Origin of the sequence: Cedecea neteri (assembly GCF_000757825.1) — a bacterium.
In the GTDB taxonomy this organism is placed as follows: Bacteria; Pseudomonadota; Gammaproteobacteria; order Enterobacterales; family Enterobacteriaceae; genus Cedecea; species Cedecea selenatireducens.
The window spans coordinates 2,144,708-2,171,045 of the sequence record NZ_CP009451.1 but is presented as its reverse complement, the minus strand read 5'-3'; the positions used below and the strand labels follow the sequence as shown (position 1 = coordinate 2,171,045).

Below are 26,338 nucleotides of genomic sequence, written 5' to 3'. Positions count from 1 at the left end.
AAATATGTTAAATCCAGAATTAAACCCGGCGTGGGCCGAATTAATCCGGGCGGTAAAACAAAATGTGAGGCCTGCGGTAGGCTGCACTGAACCCATTTCGCTGGCGCTGGCCAGCGCCCTGGCGGCTTCGCACCTGGAGGGCAACGTGGAGCGTATTGTGGCGAAGGTCTCCCCCAATCTGATGAAAAATGGGATGGGGGTGACGGTACCCGGAACCGGTATGGTTGGGTTGCCGATTGCAGCCGCAGTTGGTGCCTTGGGGGGCAATCCGCAGGCCGGGCTTGAAGTGTTGAAAAGCGCTTCGGTCGCGTCTATTGCCGCCGGTAAGCTGCTGTTGGCGAACGGGCGAGTCTCCGTCTCGATTTGTGAGCCTTGCGACGAAATCCTCTACGCCAGCGCCACGGTTTTTACGGCTAATGCGTTTGCTACCGTCACCATTGCTGGTGGGCATAGCAGGGTGGTTCGCGTTGAGAAACAGGGAAAAGTGCTGTTTGACCGCAGCCATGAACCCCGAACTGATGATGCTGAATCCTGCTGCGATCTGGCCAAATTTACGCTGTCGCAAATTGTTGAGTTTGCCGGGAATGTCCCCGTCGAGAGCATCGGTTTTATTCGGGATGCGGCCTTGCTGAATAACGCCCTTTCCCATGAAGGACTGCGGGCCCCGTATGGTCTTCACATCGGTGCAACTTTGCAGCGCCAGAGAGCGCGGGGGCTGCTGGCGAAAGATCTGTTCACGGATATTATCATCCGAACGTCTGCCGCCTCGGATGCCCGTATGGGCGGCGCCTGTTTGCCGGCAATGAGTAACTCTGGGTCGGGTAACCAGGGAATTGCGGCCACGATGCCGGTTGTGGTGGTGGCTGAACACCTTAGAAGCAGTGAGGAGCAGCTAACCCGGGCGCTTATTCTGTCGCATTTGACGGCTATTTACATTCACCATCAGCTGCCAACTTTATCAGCACTTTGCGCGGCGACGACGGCCGCAATGGGGGCGGCGGCGGGCATGTTGTGGCTGATTGACGGAAGCTACCGGAGTATGACGATGGCGATTAGCTCGATGATTGGGGACGTCAGCGGCATGATTTGCGATGGCGCTTCCAATAGCTGCGCGATGAAGGTTTCAACCAGCGTTTCTTCTGCATGGAAAGCCGTTCTGATGGCTCTGGATAATACGGCGGTCACGGGTAACGAAGGGATCGTGGATCAGGATATTGAAAAATCCATCAGTAATCTTTGTGCTCTGGCAAGCCGGTCAATGCAGGCAACCGACCGCCAGATTATTGACATTATGGCTAATAAAACAGCCTGACTAACGGGCTCATCCCCGACATCACGTCGGGGAGAGTTTAAACCGGCAAATCAATCAGCAGCGCACGCAGCGGCGTATCTGCCACCAACGTGATTTTCGCTTCATCTCGAATAAACGCGCCGTCGCCGCAGGTTAACCCTTCCTTCTCTTCGGACGATGTCACCGCGTGTACCGTGCCGTGAATCGACTGCAGGTAGGCACGCGGGCCATGGAGCTGGAAGTTTAGCTGTTCGCCTTTTTCCATCTCAATATGATGGATCCATACCTGCTGGCGCAGCTGCAGGCTGTTACTGCTGCCGTCCGGCGAGGCAATTAGCTGATGCGATGCTCCTTTCAGCGGGACCTTTTGCACCAGCGGATTTTCACTCTCCGGACAGGCGTCCAGCCACAGCTGCATCCGCGTCAGTGATTTCTCTTTGCTGATGTTGTGCTCGCTATAGCTGATGCCGGGCTGGGTCGATAGCAGCAGAACTTCGCCTGCGCTGGCCTGGACATGGTTGCCTTCGCTGTCGCGGTATTCCGCTTCCCCTTCCAGAATCAGGTTAAGGATGTCTACCTTTGGGTAGCCGCGCGGCTGAAACGATGCGCCGGGCGCCAGGACTTCCTGGTTGAGCACGCGCAGGGAGGCGTAGCCCAGCAGTTTCGGGTCGAAGTAATGTCCAAAAGAAAAGGTGTAGCGAGCCTGCAGCCATCCGTAGTCAGCTTTACCACACTGTTTGGCTGTTCTTGTCGTAATCATAATTCTTGACCTCTCTTTACACTAAACCCATGTTAAGGGTCTGGACGCTGCATTGTTAGCCAGTTAATCTGCTCGGTATGTTCAAATTTCCTGAATGAGAACGAAATGGCGAAAGAAAGGGCGTTGACGCTGGAAGCGTTAAGGGTCATGGATGCAATCGACAGGCGGGGCAGTTTTGCCGCCGCTGCCGACGAGCTGGGGCGCGTGCCGTCAGCGCTTAGCTACACCATGCAAAAATTAGAAGAAGAACTGGATGTTGTGCTATTTGACCGTTCGGGCCATCGCACCAAATTCACCAACGTGGGGCGTATGCTGCTGGAGCGAGGGCGGGTACTGCTGGAGGCTGCTGATAAGCTGACGACCGATGCTGAAGCGCTGGCGCGAGGCTGGGAAGCAAACCTGACCATCGTTACCGAAGCGCTGGTGCCGACGGAGAAATTGTTCCCGCTAGTCGACAAGCTGGCCGCTAAGGCTGACACCCAGCTGTCTATTTTTACCGAGGTGCTGGCCGGGGCCTGGGAACGGCTTGAGCAGGGAAGGGCGGATATTGTCATTGCGCCGGATATGCACTTCCGCAGCTCGTCGGAAATTAACTCCCGCAAGCTGTACAAAGTGATGAGCGTGTATGTTGCCGCCCCGGATCATCCTATTCATCAGGAACCGGAGCCGCTGTCTGAAGTGACCCGCGTGAAATACCGTGGCGTGGCGGTAGCCGACACCGCTCGTGAAAGGCCGGTGCTAACGGTCCGACTGCTGGACAAACAGCCGCGCCTGACGGTGAGTTCTATCGAAGAGAAAAGGCTGGCGCTGCTGGCCGGGCTTGGCGTAGCGACGATGCCCTACCCATTGGTAGAGCAGGATATTGCCGAAGGCCGCCTGCGGGTGGTTAGCCCGGAGTACACCAACGAGATTGATATCATTATGGCGTGGCGACGCGACAGCATGGGCGAGGCCAAAGCCTGGTGCCTGCGTGAGTTGCCTAAACTGCTGAAATAAAAAAACGCGTTGGTTTTGCCAACGCGTTTTTTTCCTTCCATGAAATTACAGGCTGCCAGGCGTTCTGGCGGCTCTGCCCGCGGATTTAATCGTCTTACTGCTACGCTGCCCGCTGAGGCTTTCCAGACGCATCTGGAACGGTGGGAACGGCATCTCGATGTTGTGCTCGCGGAAGCCCTGCAGAATCAGCTGGTGGATTTCGTGGCGCAGCGGCATTCGGTGGCCCATCTCCGCCGCGTGAATACGCAGTTCGAAGACCTGGATACCCTGCTGGAGATCGACCAGGAATGCTTCCGGCTGCGGCGTATCGAGCACCAGCGTGCAGCGGTGCGCGGCTTCCAGCAGGACTTTGGTGACCTCTTCCGTATTCGCTTCTGACGGGGCCGGAATGGTGAGCACCACACGCGTGACCGAGTCCGAAAGCGACCAGTTGATAAACTGCTCGGTAATAAATGCCTGGTTCGGAACGATGATTTCTTTTCGGTCCCAGTCGCTGATGGTGGTCGCACGGGTGTTGATTCGCGTGATGGTGCCCGTCAGGTCACGGATGGTCACCGTGTCGCCGATGCGTATCGGCTTCTCGAACAGAATAATCAGGCCAGAGACGAAGTTGGCGAAGATTTGCTGTAAACCGAAGCCCAACCCCACGCTGAGTGCGGCTACCAGCCACTGCAGCTTGGACCACTCAATCCCGATCATCGAGAAGCCCACCAGCCCGCCAATCAGCAGCAGCAGATATTTGGTGATGGTGGTAATGGCATAGCCGGTGCCTGGCGTTAAGTTCAGGTGTTGAAGAATGGCCAGCTCCAGCAGCGCTGGTAAGTTACGCACCAGCTGCGTGGTAATAATCAGTACCAGAATGGCAATCAGTACCGCGCCAAGCGTAATCGGTTCGATGCTTTCCACACCCTGAACAGTGGAGGTGACGTCCCACAGCGTGATGTTACCGAGGAAGCCAAACGCCGAGTGGATTTCGGACCACAGAAAAATCACCGACAGCAGGGCAATAAGCATCAGAATTGAGCGAACCAGGCGCAAAGACTGGGCGCTGATGGTATCGAGATCGACTTCCGGCTCGTCCACGGTTTCTACCGAGCCTTCGGTGCTGTTAGCATGCGCCGTATCTTCTTCCCCACGCGCTCGTTGGGCAAGGATTTCAGCCCGGCGGTGTTTAGCGCGGTCAAAGGCCAGACGGCGGCGCTGGATAAGCATCCAGCGGCGGATGATGTGATAAATCACCAGCAGCAGGAACCAGATGGCTACGGAGGTTTCCAGACGTGCCAGCAGCGCCTGAGCCGTCATCAGATAGCCGACGATAGCCGCCAGGATAGCCATCAACGGAGCACAGAGCAGCAGGTTCCACAGAATGGTGTTCACGATGTTGTCACCATCGCCCTGCTTGTCGAGATAGAGCGGTAGCCCGGCACGTTTAAGGCTGAGCGTGACGATAGCCAACGCGCCGCAAATCATGATGAAGCAAAGCCTGCCCAACGAGGCTGAAAATTCCCGGTCGTTGAGATTGTCGAACATAATCAGCGCCATGATCAGCGGCACAATCAGGCCTATGCTCATGATGTAGTAGCGCATGGCCCGACCTACGCGCTCGCGCGGCCAGCCAAAATGCACCACAAACAGCCCGGTAGGGCGTGCGAACGTCGCGCAGATCATCACCCCCCAAAGTAGAGGCACCGTAGCGGTAACGCCGTCGCCTATCGCCACCGCGATGGGGTAAGGCCACGCTTCCTGCAAACCATAACCCAGCGTTGCCCACAGCACGGGGAGCGGAGAGGCGACCAGAATCGACCAGAACACGGTGCGTAGCGTCAGGCGGAAGTGGTCCTGCGTTACTTTTCCGACTTTGGCGCTGGAGCGCTCGAGGAAGGCAGTGAAGTGACGGCGCGAGCTAATGCTAAACCCAACCAGAATCAGCGCGCCGAAGAGCGGCAGCAGCGTTTCTTTGCTGGTTACCATCATGATCGCGGCTTTACCCAACTGGCTAAAGGTATCCAGCGACACCAGACGCCGCAGATCTTGCACGATTTCCAGCGGCCAACTGATGCCTATTGGGCTGACGTCAGACGTCCAGAACAGGTAGCGGTGGGTCGCTTCATTCACTTCTTTCAGCGCGTCTTCAAGCTGGCTGTTCGCCACTTTCAGCTTGGTTAACTCGAGAATCAGGGTATCGCCGCCCTGCAGCAGCGAGTTCAGCAGCTCACGTTGGGTGCGAAGCTGCGCCTGCAGGATCTTATTTTGCTCGGCGGTCAGCGGGCTGCCGTCAGCCTGGCGAACCTGGCGTAGCTGGGCGTGTTTATTGAGCAAATCTTCATAGTGCAGGCGCTCTACGCGCAGCTGAGCCAGCTCGGTGTCCAGCTGCTGCGGCTTTGGCATGTCCGGCAGGCGGGCAACCTGGGCGCGCAGTGCTTCACCCAGCACGTTCGAGACGCCCAGCCATTGGGACTGCTCTCGCAGCGTATTGAGCGCCTGGCGGACCTGCAGCGTCTGGTTATTGGCCTGACGTTGCTGAGAGGCCACCAGGTCCATGCGCTGGGCCTGTTGATTGAGTGCCTGAGAGAGTTCGCGGTTATTTTTGAACTGCTCGAATATTTCTGGCGGCAGGTTAGCGCTGGTTTCCGCCAGCAGCTCGGTGCTTTCCAGCGCCTGTTCCGCTTCACGCTGGCGCTGGCTGTTGAGCTGGTTTCTCAGAGCCTGGAGGTAGGCATCCAGCTGCGTACTCTGCTTTTGCGCCAGCTCGGCGCGCATGCGCGCAAGCTCCTGGCGGTTGTTAGCGGAAAGCTGAGCCAGTTCGAGTTCATCCACCTGAGCCTTCAGTCGGGCGGATTCAGCCTGCAGCAGGAAGTGCTGTGCCTGGGCCAGGGGCGTGCTGCCACTTTGCTGAGAGCCCGCGCGACGCTCAATGTCGTTGAGCTGCCGACGAGTATCCGTTTGCTGTTGAGGGAGCTGGCTTAGCGAGTCGCTGATGTCGCGGGTTCTTTCCTGCTCCTGCTGGGCAAGTCGGCTTTTGTCCAGCAGCTGGCTGCTGACCTGCAAAATCTCCTGGTTTAACGCGTCGCTGCTCATGCCCGGCGGCACTTCTTCAGGTTCATCGCGCAGGTTGGTCAGCTGTTTGCGCAGGGTTTGCGACAGCTTAGGGAAGTTATCAATGACTTGCTGGTATTGTTCGGCGCGTTCAAGCGAGGCTTTGCGTTCATCTAACGCGTTCAGCGCCGACTGGAGAGCTTCCACAATTTCCGCCTGGTTTGGCGTGTTTTTGGCGGCCTTAGCCTGCTCCAGTTCCTGCGAGATTTGTTTTGCATCGGGCGCTGTTGCTGCATACGCCCCCAGGCTGAGGCACCAGGCCATCAGGAAAGTGATAATCAGGCGCACGTCAGTTACCTATAACGTTGCTGGAAAAGAGGGAAAGCACGGTTTCCCTCTTTGAGGTTTCAGCTGAAAATCAATGGGTTGATTTTCATGGTTAAGTGCTGTTGTCTTTCAGGCTTCTGGGTTGCCAGTCGCCTGTTCTTCGACATTATTCTGCGGTTTTTGGCTCTTCCGGTACGTCTGCTTCGGTTTCCAGAACGTCGGCAGGGATTTCGCTCACCGGCACTTCAGGCTCAATAACAGGCTCGGTAGAAATGGCCAGAGGTTCACCGATTTTCGTTGCTGACAGGCTTTTCAGCTGCTCGACCAGGTTTACTTTGCCCGGTGCAAACAGGTTAATCACCGTGGAGCCCAGCTTGAAGCGGCCCATTTCCTGACCCTTCAGCAGTGCCACAGCGCCTTCGCTTTCACCGGCAGGCCAGGTCCAGCGTTTGATAACGCCCTCACGCGGTGGGGTGATAGTCCCGGCCCAGACGGTTTCGATGCTGCCAACAATGGTAGCACCAACCAGAATTTGTGCCATTGGACCAAACTCTGTGTCGAACAGGCAGATAACGCGTTCGTTACGGGCAAAAAGGTTAGGCACGTTTTGCGCGGTCAGGTGATTCACGGAGAACAGATCGCCTGGCACATAAATCATTTCGCGCAGAATACCGTTACACGGCATATGCACGCGATGATAGTCGCGTGGAGAAAGGTAAGTCGTGGCGAAACTGCCGTTACGGAACAGATCGGCCATCAGGTAGTTACCCGCCAGCAGCGCTTCCAGGCTGTAGTTATGGCCTTTCGCCTGCAGGATTTTGTCTTCTTCGATGCGGCCCAGCTGGCTTATCACGCCGTCGGCAGGCATGACCAGCACGCTCGGATCGGTGTTCATCGGGCGAACGTCATCGCGAAGCGGACGCACAAAGAAGTCGTTGAAGGTGCGGTAAGCTGCGGTGTCCGGCTTCTGCGCCTCGTTCATGTCTACTTTGTAGTACTTGACGAACAAATCGATGACCAGCTTGGTCAGCCAGCCAGCACGTTTGCTTGCGCCCCAGCCTGCCAGGCGAGTCAGCCACAGTTTTGGCAGAAGGTACTGGAGCGAAAGTTTAATGTTGTCTAACAAAATAGCCTCCTGGCTAAATGCCCTGATAGGTGGGCCGATACAGAAAAGGGGCGATTCTAGCGATGCCCAGCTTAATTGTCAGTTGTCAGTATCAGAAAAGCTTTTACGCGTTTTTACCTGCGCCATGCTTTCCAGAATACGGTGGTAGTTTTCAAAACGTGTTTCGGCTATCTCGCCTTTCTCCACGGCCTCACGCAGGGCGCAGCCTGGATCGTTGTCGTGACGGCAGTCGCGATATTTACAACGGCCTAAATAGTCATGGAATTCGACAAATCCGTGGGTGATTTGTTCAGGTTCCAGGTGCCAAAGACCAAACTCACGCACGCCTGGGGAGTCAATCACGTCGCCGCCGCCCGGGAAGTGATAGAGGCGAGAGGCGGTGGTGGTGTGCTGACCGAGGCCGGAAACGTCGGAAACGTCGTTTACCAGGATCTGTTTTTCAGTGAAGCCCAGCAGGTTGTTCAGCAGGCTTGATTTACCCACGCCTGACTGGCCGGCGAAGATGCTGATACGGCCAACCAGCTCGGCCTCAAGATCTTTTAGCCCTTCCGCCTTGTAGCTGGAGACCATCAGCACGCGATAGCCAATCTTGCGGTAGATATCCATCTGCTCGTTAACGAAGGCGCGGCCTTCATCATCCAGCAGGTCAGTTTTGTTCAGTACCAGCAGCGGCTCAACGTCGAGGGTTTCGCAGGCTACGAGGTAACGGTCGATAATGTTCAGCGACAGCTCCGGCAGGATAGCCGAAACGATGATTATCTGGTCGATGTTTGCCGCAATCGGCTTTACGCCATCGTAAAAGTCTGGACGGGTCAGTACGGAGGTGCGCTCGTGTACGGCCTCCACGATCCCTTTTTTAGAGACGCCTTCTGCGGCCTCTTTCGCTAAGCGCCAGACTACCTTGTCGCCGGTGACCAGCGAACGAATGGTGCGACGAATGTTGCAGCGGTGTACCGTGCCTTCATGCGACTCGACGTCTGCATGCTGGCCAAAGCGGCTGATTACCGTGCCTTCGCGCGGTTCACCAAACTGGGCATCGTCGTAGTCGGCTTTCTCCACGGTTTTTGTCAGACGACGCTGGTGGTTTGCGTTGACGCGGCGCTGTTGTCCTTTGGAGAGTTTATTTTTGCTCAAGCGTACTGGCTCCTGGTCGCCCCTGGGGGGCAAAACCTCTATGATACACACTATTTTATACGAATTAACCCATCGTCAAGGGTGGGCGACGCACAAGAAGGGTGGAAAATAGCATGAGTGGAAACGAAAACAATCTGATTTGGATTGATTTAGAAATGACCGGTCTGGATCCCGAGCGGGATCGCATTATTGAGATTGCTACCCTGGTGACCGATGCCAACCTGAACATTCTGGCAGAAGGGCCGACCATTGCGGTACACCAGTCCGATGAACAGCTGGGGTTGATGGACGACTGGAACGTTCGCACCCATACCGCAAGCGGGCTGGTTGAGCGCGTGAAGGCAAGTCAGCTTGACGATCGCGCGGCGGAGCTGGCGACGCTTGAGTTTCTGCAGCAGTGGGTGCCGGCGAACACTTCCCCAATTTGCGGGAACAGCATCGGGCAGGATCGTCGCTTCCTGTTTAAGTACATGCCCGAGCTGGAAGCCTACTTCCATTATCGTTACCTCGATGTGAGCACGCTGAAAGAGCTGGCGCGCCGCTGGAAGCCGGAAATTCTGCCGGGCTTTAAAAAGCAGGGAACTCACCAGGCGATGGACGATATCCGCGAGTCCGTGGCCGAGCTTGCCTACTACCGTGAGAATTTTATTAAGCTTTAAAAACAGTCCCCTCATCGAAAGGTGAGGGGGAATTAGCCATTTCAGACGATAAAATAATCATCTTGATGGTTTAACCAGCAGTCAGACAAAAAACGCGAAAAAAAACGTTTGAGGGCTTGCGACAAAAACGAATTCTCGTATAATGCGCCTCCCGTACCGATGCAGAATTTGCAGCGTTACACAGAGCGGGAATAGCTCAGTTGGTAGAGCACGACCTTGCCAAGGTCGGGGTCGCGAGTTCGAGTCTCGTTTCCCGCTCCAAAATTTGATTTGGCTTTTACAGCCTGCACCACCCAAGCGGGAATAGCTCAGTTGGTAGAGCACGACCTTGCCAAGGTCGGGGTCGCGAGTTCGAGTCTCGTTTCCCGCTCCAAAATTTGATTGGCTTTTACAGCCACGCACCACCCAAGCGGGAATAGCTCAGTTGGTAGAGCACGACCTTGCCAAGGTCGGGGTCGCGAGTTCGAGTCTCGTTTCCCGCTCCAAATTTTCCTTTCAAGTAAAAATTATCCACAGCGCTCAGCAGGCGTTGGTGATGGTATTTTGCCGTTTTGTAATACGTCTATAAACAGACTTATCCACAGGCGTCTGTCTCTTCGTTCGTCTTCTACAAATGTAATATTTATTACATCAATATTTTAATTGATTGATAATTAACGATTTAATTTAATTTCGAAATATTAATGTAATGCTTGCAGAAATTTTGACGCTTGAATGACAACGCGTTTTTGAATTTTATGCACACGCTGTGGACATATCATGCGTCGCGTGGAAGCCCCTTCTCGATCACTCTCACCAGCCGCTGTTTCTTCGGCAACTGAACCTCTACGGCCTGCTCGCTTCGTCTGGCTAATTGTTGCGCAATCGCCCATTCAATATGCTCGTCCAGAAGTGGGTGCTCACCTTTTCTCTGCTCAAGTGCGGTCAGGTTAGCTTCATTCCAGGGGGCATTGCCCAGTGCGACGGCAATATTACGCAGCCAGCGAAGATGCCCAATACGGCGAATCGCGGAACCTTCGGTGACTCGCAGGAAGTGCTGCTCGGTCCAGGCGAACAGCTCGGTCAGGGGTGGCGAGTGAAGCGCCTTGCGCGGGCTAAAATCATCTTCCTCGCTTAGCTGCGAGTAGCGATTCCACGGGCAGATAAGCTGGCAGTCGTCGCAGCCGTAGATACGGTTGCCAATAAGCGGCCTGAATTCTTCCGGGATTGCGCCTTCAAGCTCAATCGTCAGGTAGGAGATACAGCGCCGCGCGTCCACCGTATAAGGTTCGACGATGGCGTTAGTCGGGCAAATTGTCATGCAGGCTACGCAGCGGCCGCAGCCCTCTTCTACGGGAGCGTCAATCGGCAGCGGAATATCGACCAGCAGTTCGCCGAGGAAGAAGAACGAGCCGGCCTCGCGATTGAGGATAAGTGAGTGCTTACCTGTCCAGCCGAGCCCGGCTTTTTCCGCCAGCGGGCGCTCAAGAAGCGGCGCTGAGTCGACAAAAGGTCTAAAATTCAGCGTGGAGCAGTGGGACTGAATCATTTCCCCCAGCTTTTTTAAGCGGTTACGCAAGACTTTGTGATAATCACGGCCCAGCGCATAGCGGCTGACATAACCCAACTGCGGATTTTTCAGCGTTGAGGCGAAAGCAGCGTTGGTCGGAAGGTAGTTCATGCGAACGCTAATAACCCTGAGCGTACCGGGCATCAGTTCGTGTGGTCGGGCGCGCATCATGCCGTGCCGGGCCATCCAGTCCATTTCGCCGTGATATTGCTTATCGAGCCAGTCCTGCAGTTGTGGCTCGCTGGCGGTGAGATCGGTATCGGTAATACCGACCTGCTGGAAGCCAAGATCCTTGCCCCACTGTTTAATGTTTTGCGCTAACTGATTGTAATCGAGGGGCTGTGACATGACGGACCATAACCTGAAAAAGTACGGCAAAAGTATACCACATTCGGTCTGGCCGGCGGGCTGGCTGCGTAAAGCCGAAAGGGACGCGGCAGACAGCCTGGGCATCACGCTTTATGAGCTGATGCAGCGTGCCGGTGAAGCCGCATTTCAGATTGCCCGCACGCGTTATCCTCAAGCTCGCCATTGGCTAATCGCCTGCGGGCATGGGAATAACGGCGGTGACGGTTATGTTGTGGCTCGCCTGGCTCAGGCCGCTGGCCTTCAGGTGACGTTGCTGGCTGTCGAAAGTGATAAGCCCTTACCCGAAGAGGCGGGTCAGGCCCGCGGGGCATGGCTCAATGCAGGCGGCGTTCCGCACGATCCCGATACAGTCTGGCCCGCTGACGTTGATTTAATTGTCGATGCCTTGCTGGGCATTGGCTTAAACAGCGCCCCGCGCGAAAATATCGCTCAGCTTATCAAGCAGATGAATGAGCATCCTGCGTCGGTCGTGGCAATGGATATTCCTTCCGGGCTGCAGGCCGAAACCGGTGCCGTGCCCGGAGCGGTGGTTCAGGCGGCGGATACTGTGACTTTTATCGCTCTCAAGCCGGGGCTGCTAACGGGTAAGGCGCGGGATGTTGTTGGCAGGCTCCATTTTTCCGCATTAGGGCTTGAGTCCTGGTTAGATGCGCAGGAAGCGCCCATTTCCCGATTTGATGTCCAGCAGCTTGCCGACTGGATCAAACCGAGGCGGCCTACGTCGCATAAAGGGAATAACGGGCGGCTGGTGCTGATTGGCGGCGACAGCGGTACAGCGGGAGCCATTCGCATGGCCGGTGAGGCTGCGTTGCGTGCCGGGGCTGGCCTGGTTCGGGTATTAACCCGTGCGGAAAACGTTGCCCCGTTGCTTACCGCTTGCCCCGAGCTAATGGTTCACGAACTGACTCCGCAATCGCTTGATGAATCGCTTGAATGGGCGGATGTGGTGGCGATTGGCCCTGGGCTCGGGCAGCAGGAATGGGGCAAGAAGGCGCTGCAGAAAGTTGAAAACAGCCGCAAACCGATGCTTTGGGACGCGGACGCGCTTAACCTTCTGGCAATCAACCCGGATAAACGTCAGAATCGCGTGATTACGCCTCATCCTGGCGAAGCGGCAAGGCTGCTTAATTGCGCTGTGTCACAAATTGAGAGTGACCGCTTACTTGCTGTAAGGCGTTTGGCTAAACGTTATGGCGGAACCGTGGTCTTAAAAGGTGCCGGCACGCTGGTCGCCAGCCACGATCGGTTGGGCATTATCGACGTGGGCAACGCCGGGATGGGAAGCGGTGGAATGGGGGATGTGCTGTCGGGGATCATTGCCGCATTGCTGGCACAGAAGCTTACCCCTTATGATGCTGCCTGTGCAGGCTGCGTGGCTCACGGCGCGGCGGCTGATGTTTTAGCCCGCCAGCGAGGCACGCGCGGTATGCTGGCGAGCGACCTGCTTTCAACGCTTTACCTGTTTGTTAACCCGGATTTGAATACCTGAAGCCATGATGAATCGAGTTATTGCATTACCTGAAGAAGCGGCAACTTTAGAGCTGGGCAAGCGCCTGGCGCTGGCCTGTGAAGGCGCGACGGTTATTTACCTTTATGGCGACCTCGGGGCCGGTAAAACCACCTTTAGCCGCGGTTTCTTGCAGGCGCTGGGGCATAAAGGCAACGTTAAAAGCCCAACATATACGCTGGTCGAGCCGTATCAGCTTGATAGCCTGATGGTCTATCACTTTGATTTATATCGCCTGGCAGACCCGGAAGAGCTTGAGTTTATGGGGATCCGTGACTACTTCACCAATGATGCGATTTGCCTGGTGGAATGGCCGCAGCAGGGGACAGGTGTGCTCCCCGATCCGGATGTCGAAATTCACCTGAGCTACGAGGCGCAAGGGCGTGAAGCGCGCATTGCTGCCGTTTCCTCATCTGGTGAAGCGTTACTGGCGCGGTTAGCCAAATAGCAAGGATGACGGGATGATCTATCGCGTGAAAGGTTGGTTGATGGCCGGATTCCTGCTGCTGTGCTGCGCACAGGCGGGGGCGGCCGCGCTGTCGGATATTCAGGTTTCTAACGGTGAGAATCAGGCGCGTATCACCTTCAGTTTTATGGGCGACCCGGAATACACCTTTTCGCAGGACAGCAAGCGAAGCGTCGCGCTGGATATTAAGCAAAGCGGTGTGATTCGCGGGCTGCCGCTGCAGTTTAGCGGTAACAACCTGGTGAAAAGCATCAGCTCCGGGCAGCCAAAAGACGATCAATCTTTACGCCTGGTCGTTGATTTAACCCAGCCCGGCAAAACCCGCGCCGTAAAGCAGCAAAACGGGGCTAATTATACCGTCATCTTTACGATTAACGCTGATGCCCCGCCGCCTCCACCGCCGGTTGTCGCCAAACGAGTTGAACCTGCTGCGCCTGTCCAGGCTCCCGATCCGGCTCGCAATCCCTTTAAACCTCAGCAGGTTACCGGCGTGGTAGGGTCCAATACAGTAACTCGCCCGGCGGCTCGCGTGAAAAATAGCGGCCCGTCAGATACCGTTGTGGTGGCTATTGATGCCGGTCACGGCGGTCAGGACCCCGGCGCGATTGGCCCCGGTGGTACTCAGGAAAAGAACGTCACTATCTCTATCGCCCGCAAGCTGAAAGCTTTGCTGAACGACGATCCGATGTTCCGGGGCGTGTTGACCCGCGATGGCGATTATTTTATCTCGGTAATGGGGCGTTCCGACGTGGCGCGTAAGCAGAATGCGAACCTGCTGGTATCGATTCATGCGGATGCCGCGCCGAATCGCGATGCTACCGGGGCGTCCGTTTGGGTGCTTTCTAACCGCCGCGCAAACAGTGAAATGGCGGGCTGGCTTGAGCAGCATGAAAAGCAGTCTGAATTACTGGGTGGTGCGGGAGACGTGCTGGCAAACAGCCAGGCCGATCCTTACTTAAGTCAGGCGGTGCTGGATTTGCAGTTCGGCCATTCCCAGCGAGTCGGGTATGATGTGGCGACCAAAGTGCTGGCGCAGCTTCAGCGGGTAGGCTCTCTGCATAAACGCCGCCCTGAGCACGCGAGCCTCGGCGTATTGCGTTCGCCAGATATCCCTTCGCTGTTGGTTGAAACGGGCTTTATCAGTAACAGTTCCGAAGAGCGCCTTTTGGGCAGCGACAATTACCAGCAGCAAATAGCGCAGGCTATTTATGAGGGGCTGCGCAACTACTTCCGTGAGCATCCGCTGCAGTCTGCGCCATCGAATGAGCAAACTGCCCGCACCCTGCAGGGGTCGCCTCAGCAGGTCGCAGCCACTAACTAAGGAGATAACATGCCGATTCAGGTTCTGCCGCCGCAGCTTGCGAACCAGATCGCCGCTGGCGAGGTTGTAGAGCGTCCTGCGTCGGTAGTGAAGGAGCTGGTTGAGAACAGCCTTGATGCCGGCGCCACGCGGATTGATATTGATATCGAGCGCGGTGGCGCAAAGCTTATCCGTATTCGCGATAACGGCTGCGGTATTAAACAGGAGGAGCTGGCGCTGGCGCTGGCTCGCCATGCCACCAGTAAAATCGCCTCGCTGGATGACCTTGAGGCCATTATCAGCCTCGGCTTCCGCGGTGAAGCGTTGGCAAGTATCAGCTCAGTTTCCCGTCTGACTCTGACGTCGCGTACGGCGGAACAAAACGAAGCCTGGCAGGCCTATGCCGAAGGGCGCGACCAGGATGTGACGGTCAAACCAGCCGCGCATCCGGTCGGGACAACGCTTGAAGTCCTCGACCTGTTTTACAACACGCCTGCGCGCCGTAAGTTTATGCGCACCGAAAAAACCGAATTCAACCATATTGATGAAGTGGTGCGCCGTATCGCGCTGGCGCGCTTCGACGTTTCTATTACGCTCAACCATAACGGTAAAATGATTCGCCAATACCGTGCGGTGCCGGAGGGTGGCCAGCGTGAGCGTCGGCTTGGCGCTATTTGCGGCACACCGTTTCTTGAGCAGGCGTTGGCGATTGAGTGGCAGCACGGCGATTTAACGCTGCGCGGCTGGGTCGCTGAGCCAACAGCAACCACTTCTGCATTAGCTGAGATCCAGTATTGTTACGTTAACGGACGCATGATGCGCGACCGCTTAATTAACCATGCCATCCGCCAGGCCTGTGAAGACAAACTGGGCGTGGATCAGCAACCTGCGTTTGTGCTGTACCTGGAGATTGATCCGCATCAGGTGGACGTTAACGTTCATCCGGCCAAGCACGAGGTTCGCTTCCACCAGTCGCGTCTGGTGCATGACTTTATCTACCAGGGCGTGATCAGCGTGCTTCAACAGCAGGGTGAGAATGCGCTGGCGCTGGAGGAAACGGCGGATACGCCAGCTGAACGCTGGCAGCCGGAAAATCGTGTCGCTGCCGGGCGTAACCAGTTTGCAACGCCAGCCGCCCCGCGTGAGCCACGTGAAGCGCCGCCGCGCCAGGCTTCGCCATCGCCTTCTGGCGGCGGCCGCGCCGGTGAGACGGGAGGAACGCCGCTTTGGCCTCATGCCGCTCCGGGCTACCAGAAGCAGCAAGGCGCGCTGTATCGCCAGCTGTTGGATACTCCAGAAGTAGAACCTGCACCTGCAGCCCGGGCTGAAGAGCCGCCAGCGCTTGAAGGCCACTCGCAAAGTTTTGGCCGGGTATTAACGGTTTTGCCGCCGGATAAGGCCTTGCTTGAGCGGCAGGGCAAACTTTCTCTGCTTTCGCTGGTGGTGGCCGAGCGGTGGCTAAAACAGGCTCAACTGGCACCGGGCAGTGAAGGGCTTAGGGCTCAGCCGCTGTTGATCCCGCTTCGTCTGAAAGTCAGTCGCGAAGAACACGATGTATTGGTTAAATATCAGTCGCTTTTGAAAGAAATGGGTATTGAATTTGATACCGATGCACGGCAGATAACAATTCGCACGGTACCTTTACCTTTACGCAAACAAAATTTACAAATCTTGATTCACGAACTGCCAGGATACCTGGCGCAACAGGCAGATGTCTCCCCGGGCCAGCTGACTCTGTGGATTGCCCGCCATTTGGCGAGCGATCATGAACACTGGAGCCAGTCTCAGGCGATTGCGCTGCTGGCGGACGTTGAACGTCTCTGCCCGCAGCTGGTGAAATCTCCGCCCGGCGGTTTGCTGCAACCTGTTGATTTACAAATGGCGATGAACGCCCTGAAAGATGACTGAAGATAAAAAACAGCCACAGGCAATTTTTTTAATGGGGCCCACGGCCTCAGGTAAGACGGCACTTGCCATTAATTTGCGTAAAACTTTGCCGGTAGAGTTGATAAGCGTGGATTCGGCCCTCATCTATCGAGGGATGGATGTAGGTACCGCTAAGCCAACGGAACAAGAGCAAGCCCTGGCGCCGCACAGGCTGCTGGACCTGCTTGACCCGGCTCAGGCGTACTCTGCGGCAGATTTTCGTCGCGACGCGCTGGCCGAGATGGCTGAAATTACCGCCGCCGGGCGTATTCCGCTGCTGGTCGGCGGCACAATGCTCTATTTTAAAGCGCTGTTAGAGGGGCTTTCGCCGCTCCCGTCGGCGGACCCGGAAGTCAGGGCAAAGATAGAGCAACAGGCGGCAGAGCAAGGATGGGATGCGTTGCATCGTCAACTGGAACAGATTGATCCCGTTGCCGCTGCCCGGATTCATCCAAATGATCCGCAAAGGCTTTCCCGGGCACTGGAAGTTTTTTTCATTTCGGGTAAAACTTTAACGGAACTGACGCAAACGTCAGGAGAAGCTCTGCCGTATCAGGTGCATCAGTTCGCCATCGCCCCGGCGAGCCGTGAACTGCTCCATCAGCGAATTGAGCAGCGTTTTCATCAGATGTTGGCTTCAGGTTTTGAAGCAGAAGTGCGGGCGCTTTTTGCTCGCGGAGATTTGCATACGGAGATGCCTTCCATCCGTTGCGTGGGTTACCGCCAGATGTGGTCTTATTTGGCCGGTGAAACTTCATACGATGAGATGGTTTATCGAGGTATTTGCGCGACGCGTCAGTTGGCTAAGCGCCAGATGACCTGGCTGCGTGGCTGGGAAGGGGTTCACTGGTTAGACAGTGAAAAACCGGAACAGGCATACAGCGAAGTGCTACAGGTTGTTAGTGCTAAGCATGGGTGAATGTGTACAATTGAAACGTCAGCGTGCGCAAATTTTTACGCAGTTTTTCAGAGCTAATCGCTCTTGAGTGACAAACAACAAACATATAAGGAAAAGATAGAATGGCTAAGGGGCAATCTTTACAAGATCCGTTCTTGAACGCACTGCGTCGTGAACGTGTTCCAGTTTCTATTTATTTGGTGAATGGTATTAAGCTGCAAGGGCAAATTGAGTCTTTCGATCAGTTCGTGATCCTGTTGAAAAACACGGTCAGCCAGATGGTCTATAAGCACGCGATTTCTACCGTTGTTCCGTCTCGTCCGGTTTCTCATCATAGCAATAACACCGGCACCGGCGGTTCTGGCGGCTACCATCACGGCGGCAGCGCGCAGGCTGGTTCTGCGACGCAACAAGACAGCGAAGAAACCGAATAAGGTCGCTTGCTGTTTTCCCGGTCGGGGGACCAGTTCAGCTGCGTTCCCCGCTGGTCTTTTTGAGAGGTTATACGCTTGTTTGACCGTTATGATGCCGGTGAGCAGGCGGTGCTGGTTCACATCTATTTTTCGCAAGACAAAGACATGGAGGACCTCGCGGAGTTTGAATCCCTGGTCTCTTCAGCCGGTGTCGAAGCACTACAGGTGGTAACCGGTAGCCGCAAATCCCCGCACCCAAAGTATTTCGTTGGTGAAGGCAAAGCCGTTGAGATTGCCGAGGCTGTTAAAGCCACTGGTGCGTCGGTTGTGCTGTTTGATCATGCGTTATCCCCCGCCCAGGAACGTAACCTGGAAGCTCTGTGCGAGTGCCGTGTTATCGATCGCACCGGGTTAATTTTAGATATTTTTGCCCAACGTGCACGTACCCATGAAGGTAAATTGCAGGTTGAGCTGGCCCAGCTCCGCCATCTGGCTACTCGCCTCGTGCGCGGCTGGACCCACCTTGAGCGCCAGAAAGGCGGGATTGGTTTACGTGGCCCGGGTGAAACCCAACTCGAGACGGACCGTCGCCTGTTACGCAACCGTATTATGCTGATTCTCTCGCGCTTAGCGCGCGTAGAGAAACAGCGCGAGCAGGGACGTCGTTCACGTAATAAAGCAGATGTGCCGACGATTTCATTGGTGGGCTACACCAACGCCGGTAAATCCACGCTATTTAACAGAATTACCGCGGCCGATGTTTATGCCGCGGATCAGCTATTTGCCACACTCGATCCTACACTGCGCCGTATTGACGTCGCCGACGTGGGCGAAACCGTGCTGGCAGATACTGTCGGTTTTATTCGCCACCTGCCGCATGATTTGGTAGCAGCGTTTAAAGCCACTTTGCAGGAGACTCGTCAGGCCACGCTGTTGCTACACGTGATTGACGCGGCCGACTTCCGGATACAGGAAAACATTGCAGCAGTCGATACCGTACTGGAAGAGATTGAGGCGGATGAAATCCCAACTCTGTTGGTCATGAATAAAATCGATGCGCTGGATGAGTTTGAACCGCGTATCGACAGAAACGACGAGAATGTGCCGATCCGCGTCTGGCTTTCCGCCCAGACCGGTGCCGGTGTGCCACTGCTTTTCCAGGCTCTGACAGAACGTTTGTCTGGTGAAATTGCGCAGCATACGCTGCGTTTACCCCCTCAGGCAGGGCGTTTACGGAGCCGTTTTTATCAGCTTCAGGCAATAGAAAAAGAGTGGACAGAGGAAGACGGCTGCGTGGGATTAGAAGTCCGTATGCCTATCGTGGACTGGCGTCGCCTTTGTAAACAAGAACCGGCACTCGCGGATTACATCGTTTAGACGCAATCAAGTCGGCTCATAAATGTCCTGAAGACTATTTCCCCCTAGGGGGATATCACCGCACAACAAATATGGAGCATAAACATGGCGTGGAATCAGCCCGGTAATAACGGACAGGACCGCGACCCGTGGGGAAGCAGCAAGCCTGGCGGCGACTCTGGGGGTAACAAAGGAGGGCGCGATCAGGGTCCACCTGATCTGGATGATATCTTCCGCAAGCTGAGCAAAAAGCTCGGCGGCCTTGGCGGACGGAAAAGTGGCGGTAGCGGCGGTGGTAACGCATCGCAGGGACCGGGTAATCCTATTGGTGGTCGCGTGGTCGGTATCGTTGCCGCTGCGGCGGTCATTATCTGGGCAGCGACCGGGTTCTATACCATTAAAGAAGCCGAACGCGGTGTTGTGACCCGCTTTGGTAAATTCAGCCACCTGGTTGAGCCAGGCCTGAACTGGAAGCCGACCTTTATCGACAGCGTTCAGGCGGTGAACGTTGAATCGGTACGTGAACTGGCAGCGTCCGGCGTGATGCTGACCTCTGATGAAAACGTGGTGCGCGTTGAGATGAACGTGCAGTACCGCATTACCGATCCACAGCGCTACCTGTTTAGCGTGACCAGCGCGGATGACAGCCTGCGTCAGGCCACCGACAGCGCGCTGCGTGGCGTTATCGGCAAGTACACCATGGATAAGATCCTCACCGAGGGTCGTACCGTGATTCGTAGCGATACCCAGCGTGAGCTTGAAGAAACCATCAAGCCTTACAACATGGGGATCACTCTGCTGGACGTCAACTTCCAGACGGCGCGTCCGCCGGAAGAGGTGAAGGCCGCATTTGATGATGCTATCTCTGCTCGTGAAAACGAACAGCAGTACATCCGTGAGGCTGAGGCATACACCAACGAAGTCCAGCCGCGTGCTAACGGCCAGGCTCAGCGTATTCTGGAAGAGGCTCGTGCTTATAAAGTGCAGACCGTTCTGGAAGCTGAAGGTGAAGTTTCTCGCTTTGCCCGACTGTTGCCGGAATATAAAGCCGCACCGGAAATCACCCGCGAGCGTCTGTATATCGAGACCATGGAAAAAGTCCTTAGCCACACCCGTAAAGTGCTGGTTAATGACAAAGGTGGCAACCTGATGGTGCTGCCGCTGGATCAGATGTTGAAGGGCGGCGCTCAGCAGCCGGCCGCAAAGGGCGATAACAGCGCAGCGAGCAACCTGCTGCGCCTGCCGCCAGCGTCCAGCTCAGGCAGCAGTGCCAGCACCTCTTCGTCCTCCTCGAGCGGCGATATCATGGATCAGCGTCGTGCTAACGCACAGCGCAACGATACCCAGCGCGTAGGGAGTGAATAACGATGCGTAAGTCTTTTATTGCAGTAATTATCATCGTGCTGGTCGTGATTTACACCTCGCTGTTCGTGGTGCATGAGGGCGAGCGCGGCATTACATTACGCTTCGGTAAAGTCCTGCGTGATGACGAAAATAAACCGGTAGTGTATGAGCCGGGTCTGCACTTCAAGATCCCGTTCATTGAAACCGTGAAAACGCTGGATGCGCGTATCCAGACGATGGACAACCAGGCCGATCGCTTTGTGACCAAAGAGAAGAAAGACCTGATCGTTGACTCCTACATCAAGTGGCGCATTAGCGACTTTAGCCGTTACTACCTGGCCACCGGCGGTGGCGACGTTTCTCAGGCTGAAGTGCTGTTGAAACGTAAGTTCAGTGACCGTCTGCGTTCTGAAATTGGTCGCCTGGATGTGAAAGACATCGTGACCGATTCCCGTGGTCGCCTGACGCTGGACGTGCGCGATGCTCTGAACTCCGGTTCTGCGGGCACGGATGATGAAGTTGCTACACCGGCGGCGGATGATGCTATCGCTTCCGCAGCGGCGCGTATTACCGAAGAGACCAACGGCAAAGTGCCGGTGGTTAACCCGAACAGTATGGCCGCGCTGGGTATTGAAGTCGTCGATGTGCGTATCAAGCAGATCAACCTGCCGACCGAAGTGTCCGAGGCTATCTACAACCGTATGCGCGCCGAGCGTGAAGCGGTTGCTCGTCGCCACCGTTCACAGGGTCAGGAAGAGGCTGAGAAGCTGCGCGCTACCGCTGACTACGAAGTCACCCGTACGCTGGCAGAAGCTGAGCGCCAGGGCCGTATGACTCGTGGTGAAGGCGATGCAGAAGCCGCGAAACTGTTTGCTGATGCGTTTAGCCAGGATCCAGACTTCTATGCCTTTATTCGTAGCCTGCGTGCTTATGAAGCTAGCTTCCAGTCTAACCAGGACATCATGGTTCTGAGCCCGGACAGCGACTTCTTCCGCTACATGAAGACGCCAGCAAATAGCTCACGCTAATCGCTGAGTATTATCAAAGAGCCGGTTTACCGGCTCTTTTTTTATGCCCGTAAAGGATGATTATGAATTCTACAATTTGGCTGGCGCTTGCCCTGGTGTTAGTGCTCGAAGGGCTAGGCCCCATGCTTTATCCACGCATCTGGCGGCGCATGATTCTGGCCATGGCTCAATTACCGGACACATTGCTTCGTCGTTTTGGCGGCGGTCTTGTGGTTGCGGGCATCGTTATCTACTACATGTTGAGTCGCGCCAGCAGCTGAGCGAAATTTATCCGGCAGAAACCTATTTTGTATACTAAAAGGGCTGTTCATCTGGGAAACCGATGGTAGAATCCTTTTTTAAGCAAACGGTGATTTTGAAAAATGGGTAACAACGTCGTCGTACTGGGCACCCAATGGGGTGACGAAGGTAAAGGAAAGATCGTCGATCTTCTGACTGAACGGGCTAAATATGTTGTGCGCTATCAGGGCGGTCACAACGCAGGCCACACTCTCGTAATCAACGGTGAAAAAACCGTTCTCCATCTTATTCCATCAGGCATTCTCCGCGAAAACGTCACCAGCATCATCGGTAACGGCGTTGTGCTGTCTCCTGCTGCGCTGATGAAAGAGATGAAAGGGCTGGAAGACCGCGGTATTCCGGTACGTGAGCGTCTGCTGCTGTCTGAAGCTTGCCCGCTGATCCTTGACTACCACGTTGCGCTGGACGTAGCGCGTGAAAAAGCTCGCGGTGCGAAAGCTATCGGGACTACCGGTCGTGGTATCGGTCCTGCGTACGAAGACAAAGTGGCCCGTCGTGGCCTGCGCGTTGGCGACCTGTTCGACAAAGCCACCTTTGCAGACAAGCTGAAAGAAGTGATGGAATACCATAACTTCCAGCTGGTGAACTTCTACAAAGTTGACGCAGTTGACTACCAGAAAGTGCTGGATGATGCGATGGCGGTTGCCGACATCCTGACCTCCATGGTGGTAGACGTATCCGATCTGCTGGATCAGGCGCGCAAACGCGGCGATTTCATCATGTTCGAAGGCGCTCAGGGTACGCTGCTGGACATCGACCACGGTACCTATCCGTACGTAACTTCCTCTAACACCACCGCTGGTGGCGTTGCGACCGGCTCCGGCATTGGTCCGCGCTATGTGGATTACGTTCTGGGTATCATCAAAGCCTACTCCACTCGCGTGGGTGCGGGTCCGTTCCCAACCGAACTGTTTGATGACATCGGCGAGTTCCTGTGCAAACAGGGTAACGAATTCGGTGCTACCACCGGCCGTCGTCGTCGTACCGGCTGGCTGGATGCGGTTGCCGTACGCCGTGCCGTGCAGATTAACTCCCTGTCTGGCTTCTGCCTGACCAAGCTGGACGTACTGGACGGCCTGAAAGAAGTGAAAATCTGCGTGGGCTACCGTATGCCAGATGGCCGCGAAGTGACCACCACCCCAATGGCAGCGGATGACTGGGAAGGTATCGAGCCGATTTACGAAGTGATGCCTGGCTGGTCTGAAACCACTTTCGGCGTGAAAGAGCGCAGCGGTCTGCCGCAGGCAGCGCTGAACTACATCAAACGTATTGAAGAAGTGACCGGCGTGCCGATTGATATTATCTCTACCGGCCCAGACCGTACTGAAACCATGATTCTGCGCGATCCGTTCGACGCATAATGATGTGACGGGGTGTGGTATCACACCCCGTATTGCTTTCTCCCCGCCGCTTTATTCATCATTCCAATCAAATAAATTAGCTGGCAACCATATGGCTGGTTTATCATCAATATGTACCTGCTTTAAGGTGCAACTTGCCTTGTGCAAAGCGTTTCCCCTCCCACCCATGAGGTTGATGTGCAGTTAACGAGTTTTACTGATTACGGTTTACGTGCTTTGATTTATATGGCTTCTCTTCCAGAAGGAAGAATGACCAATATCTCTGAAGTGACAGAGGTGTACGGTGTGTCCCGTAATCATATGGTGAAAATCATCAATCAACTCAGCCGCGCGGGCTATGTTATGGCCGTGCGAGGAAAAAACGGCGGCATCCGCCTTGGTAAGCCTGCGGGCACGATCCGCATTGGCGACGTGGTGCGTGAGCTGGAGCCGCTCTCATTGGTGAACTGTAGCAGTGAGTTTTGTCATATCACCCCTGCCTGCCGACTGAAACAGGCTTTGGCTGAGGCGGTGCAAAGTTTCCTACAGGAACTGGATAAGCATACGCTGGCCGATCTGGTGGACCAAAACCAACCGCTCTACAAATTACTGCTGGTGGAGTAACTATTATTCCATTTGTGGATGACAACGGAGGACCCGAAATGTCAAAAGATCCTTTTCAGGAACGAGAAGCCGAAAAATACGAAAACCCGATCCCAAGCCGGGAGTTTATTCTCGATCACCTTTCAAAACGTGAAAAACCTGCCAGCCGCGATGAGCTGGCGGAAGAACTAAAAATCTCCGGTGAAGAACAGATTGAAGCTTTACGTCGACGCCTGCGCGCGATGGAGCGTGACGGTCAACTGGTCTTTACCCGCCGCCAGTGCTACGCGCTGCCGGAACGCCTCGATCTGCTGAAAGGCAAAGTTATTGGCCACCGTGACGGGTTTGGTTTCCTGCGCGTAGAAGGCCGTAAAGACGACCTCTACCTTTCATCCGAACAGATGAAGATGTGCATGCACGGCGACCTGGTGCTGGCACAGCCGCTCGGTGCCGATCGTAAAGGCCGCCGTGAAGCGCGTATTGTGCGCGTACTGGAGCCAAGAACCGGTCAAATCGTAGGCCGCTACTTTACCGATGCGGGCATTGGTTTTGTGGTGCCTGACGACAGCCGCCTGAGCTTCGACATCCTGATCCCGCCTGAAGAGCTAATGGGTGCCCGTATGGGCTTTGTGGTAGTGGTTGAGCTGACCCAGCGCCCGACCCGTCGCACAAAGGCTATCGGCAAGATTGTTGAAGTGCTCGGTGACAATATGGGCACCGGCATGGCCGTGGATATGGCGCTGCGTACTCATGAAATTCCGTACGTCTGGCCGAAAGAGGTTGAAGCCCAGGTCGCAAATCTGAAAGAAGAAGTGCCGGAAGAGGCCAAAGTGGGCCGCGTCGACCTGCGCGACTTACCGCTGATGACCATCGATGGTGAAGATGCCCGAGACTTCGATGATGCCGTATTCTGCGAGAAAAAACGCGGCGGCGGCTGGCGCCTGTGGGTTGCCATTGCCGACGTAAGCTACTACGTTCGTCCGCCAACGGCGCTGGATAACGAAGCCCGCAACCGTGGGACTTCGGTTTACTTCCCGTCGCAGGTGGTTCCAATGCTGCCGGAAGTGCTTTCAAACGGCCTGTGTTCCCTGAACCCGCAGGTGGATCGCCTGTGTATGGTTTGCGAGATGACCATCTCCGCAGCAGGGCGTCTGACCGGCTACAAATTCTATGAAGCGGTGATGAGCTCTCACGCTCGCCTGACCTATACCAAGGTCTGGCATATGCTGCAGGGCGACCAGGAGCTGCGCGAGCAGTATGCGCCGCTGGTTAAGCACATCGAAGAGCTGCATAACCTCTACAAAGTGCTGGAAGTTTCCCGTGCCCAGCGCGGCGGTATTTCCTTCGAGAGCGAAGAAGCGAAGTTTATCTTCAACGCAGAGCGCCGCATTGAGCGCGTCGAACAGACCGTGCGTAACGATGCGCACAAGCTAATCGAAGAGTGCATGATCCTCGCCAATATCTCGGCGGCGCGCTTCGTTGAGAAGAACAACGAGCCAGCGCTGTTCCGCGATCACGATCGTCCGAGCAACGATGCGATCACCGCATTCCGTTCGGTACTGGCGGAGCTGGGTCTTGAATTACCGGGCGGGCAGAAGCCAGAACCGCGTGATTACGCCGATCTGCTGGCGTCCATCGCCGATCGCCCTGACCACGAGATGCTGCAAACTATGCTGCTGCGCTCGATGAAGCAGGCTATCTACGATCCGGAAAACCGCGGCCACTTCGGCCTGGCGCTGCAGTCCTATGCGCACTTTACCTCGCCAATTCGTCGCTACCCGGATCTGTCGCTGCACCGCGCCATTAAATACCTGTTGGCGAAAGAACAGGGGCATACCGGGAACAGCACCGAATCCGGCGGCTGGCACTACAGCATGGAAGAAATGCTGCAGCTGGGTCAGCACTGCTCGATGACCGAACGCCGCGCCGACGAAGCGACTCGCGACGTAGCGGACTGGCTGAAGTGCGACTTCATGCAGGATCAGGTGGGCCAGGTATTCAACGGCATTATTGCCAGCGTAACCGGCTTCGGCTTCTTCGTACGCCTGGATGACCTGTTCATCGACGGGCTGGTTCACGTCTCAACGCTGGATAACGACTATTATCGCTTTGACCAGATTGGTCAGCGCCTGATTGGCGAATCCGGCGGGCAGACTTACCGTCTGGGTGACCGCGTCGAGGTTCGGGTGGAAGCCGTCCACATGGACGAGCGTAAAATCGACTTCGCGCTGATCTCAAGCTCACGTGCGCCGCGTGGCGAAGGTAAAACGGCAAAAGACAAAGCGAAGCGAGGCGGAAATGGTGGGGCGCCGTCTAAGCGCCGCCAGGCTGGCAAACGCGTAAACTTCGAGCCGGACAATGCTTTCCGCAAAGAGAAAGACGGCGCGAAAGCGAAGAAAGAGAAAGCTGGAAAGAAACCGAAGAAAGCCAAAGCGCCGTCGGACAAAACCCGTAAAATAGCGGCAGCAACGAAGGCGAAGCGCGCCGCGAAAAAGCAGGCAAGCTGATATTACCCTCACCCTGACGTAGTCCCTCCCGCAAAGGGATAGGGGGCAAACAGAACGATAGTGTATTCTTTTATCGTTTTCCCCCTCGCCCCTTTGGGGAGAG

Annotated in this window: 21 protein-coding genes and 3 tRNA genes; 19 read left to right on the top strand and 5 right to left on the bottom strand. The window is 55.7% G+C overall.

The genetic code is table 11. From position 1 onward, the window contains the following. Positions 1-4: 4 nt before the first annotated feature. Positions 5-1,312, top strand: coding sequence for a serine dehydratase subunit alpha family protein (locus JT31_RS09955; protein WP_038476254.1), 1,308 nt, complete (start codon positions 5-7; stop codon positions 1,310-1,312). A gap of 37 nt (positions 1,313-1,349) precedes the next feature. Here the strand turns inward: JT31_RS09955 and JT31_RS09950 are convergent, their stop codons facing one another. Continuing rightward, entirely contained in the window at positions 1,350-2,051 is a 702-nt protein-coding gene (locus JT31_RS09950; RefSeq protein WP_038476251.1) for a pirin family protein, read from the bottom strand. A 105-nt stretch (positions 2,052-2,156) separates the two neighbouring features. On the opposite strand from JT31_RS09950, the gene JT31_RS09945 reads away from it, so the two are divergent. Then, positions 2,157-3,047, top strand: a complete 891-nt coding sequence (locus JT31_RS09945) for a LysR family transcriptional regulator (protein ID WP_038476248.1) — start codon at positions 2,157-2,159, stop codon at positions 3,045-3,047. Positions 3,048-3,092: 45 nt separating this feature from the next. Here the strand turns inward: JT31_RS09945 and mscM are convergent, their stop codons facing one another. The 3 genes from mscM to rsgA all read right to left on the bottom strand — a co-directional run bounded on the left by mscM (position 3,093) and on the right by rsgA (position 8,670). Next, entirely contained in the window at positions 3,093-6,431 is a 3,339-nt protein-coding gene (mscM, locus tag JT31_RS09940; protein ID WP_038476245.1) for a miniconductance mechanosensitive channel MscM, read from the bottom strand. Between the two features lie 145 nt (positions 6,432-6,576). Next, positions 6,577-7,536 (bottom strand): archaetidylserine decarboxylase, encoded by a 960-nt coding sequence (gene asd, locus JT31_RS09935; RefSeq protein WP_038476242.1) that lies wholly within the window; start codon positions 7,534-7,536, stop codon positions 6,577-6,579. A 78-nt stretch (positions 7,537-7,614) separates the two neighbouring features. Further along, positions 7,615-8,670 carry a small ribosomal subunit biogenesis GTPase RsgA gene (gene rsgA / locus JT31_RS09930; protein ID WP_038476238.1) on the bottom strand — a complete coding sequence of 352 codons (1,056 nt, stop codon included), beginning with the start codon at positions 8,668-8,670 and terminating at the stop codon, positions 7,615-7,617. Between the two features lie 113 nt (positions 8,671-8,783). On the opposite strand from rsgA, the gene orn reads away from it, so the two are divergent. The 4 genes from orn (at position 8,784) to JT31_RS09910 (ending at position 9,814) form a co-directional block, all read left to right on the top strand. Then, positions 8,784-9,329, top strand: coding sequence for an oligoribonuclease (gene orn / locus JT31_RS09925; RefSeq protein WP_038476235.1), 546 nt, complete (start codon positions 8,784-8,786; stop codon positions 9,327-9,329). A gap of 185 nt (positions 9,330-9,514) precedes the next feature. Then, positions 9,515-9,590, top strand: a tRNA-Gly gene (locus JT31_RS09920). Between the two features lie 36 nt (positions 9,591-9,626). Continuing rightward, positions 9,627-9,702: transfer RNA gene (locus tag JT31_RS09915), tRNA-Gly, on the top strand. 36 nt (positions 9,703-9,738) lie between these two features. Then, positions 9,739-9,814, top strand: a tRNA-Gly gene (locus JT31_RS09910). Positions 9,815-10,086: 272 nt separating this feature from the next. Here the strand turns inward: JT31_RS09910 and queG are convergent. Beyond that, positions 10,087-11,226: a tRNA epoxyqueuosine(34) reductase QueG gene (gene queG / locus JT31_RS09905; RefSeq protein ID WP_038476232.1), complete on the bottom strand. Its 1,140-nt coding sequence runs from the start codon at positions 11,224-11,226 to the stop codon at positions 10,087-10,089. Here queG and nnr point away from each other — a divergent pair. The 13 genes from nnr to rnr all read left to right on the top strand — a co-directional run bounded on the left by nnr (position 11,225) and on the right by rnr (position 26,235). Then, positions 11,225-12,736, top strand: a complete 1,512-nt coding sequence (nnr, locus tag JT31_RS09900) for a bifunctional ADP-dependent NAD(P)H-hydrate dehydratase/NAD(P)H-hydrate epimerase (protein ID WP_038476229.1) — start codon at positions 11,225-11,227, stop codon at positions 12,734-12,736. The genes queG and nnr overlap by 2 nt on opposite strands. Positions 12,737-12,740: 4 nt before the next feature. Next, a complete protein-coding gene (gene tsaE, locus JT31_RS09895) occupies positions 12,741-13,202 on the top strand; it encodes a tRNA (adenosine(37)-N6)-threonylcarbamoyltransferase complex ATPase subunit type 1 TsaE (protein WP_038476226.1) in 462 nt (153 codons plus the stop codon). A gap of 13 nt (positions 13,203-13,215) precedes the next feature. Next, positions 13,216-14,541: an N-acetylmuramoyl-L-alanine amidase AmiB gene (gene amiB / locus JT31_RS09890; protein WP_038476223.1), complete on the top strand. Its 1,326-nt coding sequence runs from the start codon at positions 13,216-13,218 to the stop codon at positions 14,539-14,541. A gap of 9 nt (positions 14,542-14,550) precedes the next feature. Further along, the gene (gene mutL / locus JT31_RS09885; RefSeq protein ID WP_038476220.1) at positions 14,551-16,428 is read left to right on the top strand and encodes a DNA mismatch repair endonuclease MutL; all 1,878 of its coding nucleotides are present in this window, start codon (positions 14,551-14,553) and stop codon (positions 16,426-16,428) included. After that, the gene (gene miaA / locus JT31_RS09880; RefSeq protein ID WP_038476217.1) at positions 16,421-17,365 is read left to right on the top strand and encodes a tRNA (adenosine(37)-N6)-dimethylallyltransferase MiaA; all 945 of its coding nucleotides are present in this window, start codon (positions 16,421-16,423) and stop codon (positions 17,363-17,365) included. Before mutL ends, miaA begins: the two co-directional genes overlap by 8 nt. A gap of 101 nt (positions 17,366-17,466) precedes the next feature. Beyond that, the gene (hfq, locus tag JT31_RS09875; protein ID WP_038476214.1) at positions 17,467-17,778 is read left to right on the top strand and encodes an RNA chaperone Hfq; all 312 of its coding nucleotides are present in this window, start codon (positions 17,467-17,469) and stop codon (positions 17,776-17,778) included. Positions 17,779-17,853: 75 nt separating this feature from the next. After that, positions 17,854-19,134 carry a ribosome rescue GTPase HflX gene (gene hflX, locus JT31_RS09870; protein WP_038476211.1) on the top strand — a complete coding sequence of 427 codons (1,281 nt, stop codon included), beginning with the start codon at positions 17,854-17,856 and terminating at the stop codon, positions 19,132-19,134. Positions 19,135-19,218: 84 nt separating this feature from the next. Beyond that, entirely contained in the window at positions 19,219-20,478 is a 1,260-nt protein-coding gene (gene hflK, locus JT31_RS09865) for an FtsH protease activity modulator HflK (RefSeq protein ID WP_038476208.1), read from the top strand. Positions 20,479-20,480: 2 nt separating this feature from the next. Continuing rightward, positions 20,481-21,485, top strand: coding sequence for a protease modulator HflC (gene hflC / locus JT31_RS09860; RefSeq protein WP_038476205.1), 1,005 nt, complete (start codon positions 20,481-20,483; stop codon positions 21,483-21,485). 62 nt (positions 21,486-21,547) lie between these two features. Continuing rightward, complete coding sequence (locus JT31_RS09855; RefSeq protein WP_008453600.1) at positions 21,548-21,745, top strand: DUF2065 domain-containing protein; 198 nt, start codon at positions 21,548-21,550, stop codon at positions 21,743-21,745. 102 nt (positions 21,746-21,847) lie between these two features. Next, positions 21,848-23,146, top strand: coding sequence for an adenylosuccinate synthase (locus JT31_RS09850; protein WP_038476202.1), 1,299 nt, complete (start codon positions 21,848-21,850; stop codon positions 23,144-23,146). Between the two features lie 177 nt (positions 23,147-23,323). Next, positions 23,324-23,749 carry a nitric oxide-sensing transcriptional repressor NsrR gene (nsrR, locus tag JT31_RS09845; RefSeq protein WP_038476199.1) on the top strand — a complete coding sequence of 142 codons (426 nt, stop codon included), beginning with the start codon at positions 23,324-23,326 and terminating at the stop codon, positions 23,747-23,749. Between the two features lie 38 nt (positions 23,750-23,787). Next, a complete protein-coding gene (gene rnr, locus JT31_RS09840) occupies positions 23,788-26,235 on the top strand; it encodes a ribonuclease R (RefSeq protein WP_038476196.1) in 2,448 nt (815 codons plus the stop codon). Positions 26,236-26,338: the final 103 nt, after the last annotated feature.

Bases quoted from the DNA above. Each gene is read 5' to 3' on its own strand.
- JT31_RS09955 (WP_038476254.1), top strand. From the start codon at position 5: ATGTTAAATCCAGAATTAAACCCGGCGTGGGCCGAATTAATCCGGGCG.
- JT31_RS09950 (WP_038476251.1), bottom strand. From the start codon at position 2,051: ATGATTACGACAAGAACAGCCAAACAGTGTGGTAAAGCTGACTACGGA.
- JT31_RS09945 (WP_038476248.1), top strand. From the start codon at position 2,157: ATGGCGAAAGAAAGGGCGTTGACGCTGGAAGCGTTAAGGGTCATGGAT.
- orn (WP_038476235.1), top strand. From the start codon at position 8,784: ATGAGTGGAAACGAAAACAATCTGATTTGGATTGATTTAGAAATGACC.
- nnr (WP_038476229.1), top strand. From the start codon at position 11,225: ATGACGGACCATAACCTGAAAAAGTACGGCAAAAGTATACCACATTCG.
- queG (WP_038476232.1), bottom strand. From the start codon at position 11,226: ATGTCACAGCCCCTCGATTACAATCAGTTAGCGCAAAACATTAAACAG.
- tsaE (WP_038476226.1), top strand. From the start codon at position 12,741: ATGATGAATCGAGTTATTGCATTACCTGAAGAAGCGGCAACTTTAGAG.
- amiB (WP_038476223.1), top strand. From the start codon at position 13,216: ATGATCTATCGCGTGAAAGGTTGGTTGATGGCCGGATTCCTGCTGCTG.
- mutL (WP_038476220.1), top strand. From the start codon at position 14,551: ATGCCGATTCAGGTTCTGCCGCCGCAGCTTGCGAACCAGATCGCCGCT.
- miaA (WP_038476217.1), top strand. From the start codon at position 16,421: ATGACTGAAGATAAAAAACAGCCACAGGCAATTTTTTTAATGGGGCCC.
- hfq (WP_038476214.1), top strand. From the start codon at position 17,467: ATGGCTAAGGGGCAATCTTTACAAGATCCGTTCTTGAACGCACTGCGT.
- hflK (WP_038476208.1), top strand. From the start codon at position 19,219: ATGGCGTGGAATCAGCCCGGTAATAACGGACAGGACCGCGACCCGTGG.
- hflC (WP_038476205.1), top strand. From the start codon at position 20,481: ATGCGTAAGTCTTTTATTGCAGTAATTATCATCGTGCTGGTCGTGATT.
- JT31_RS09855 (WP_008453600.1), top strand. From the start codon at position 21,548: ATGAATTCTACAATTTGGCTGGCGCTTGCCCTGGTGTTAGTGCTCGAA.
- JT31_RS09850 (WP_038476202.1), top strand. From the start codon at position 21,848: ATGGGTAACAACGTCGTCGTACTGGGCACCCAATGGGGTGACGAAGGT.
- rnr (WP_038476196.1), top strand. From the start codon at position 23,788: ATGTCAAAAGATCCTTTTCAGGAACGAGAAGCCGAAAAATACGAAAAC.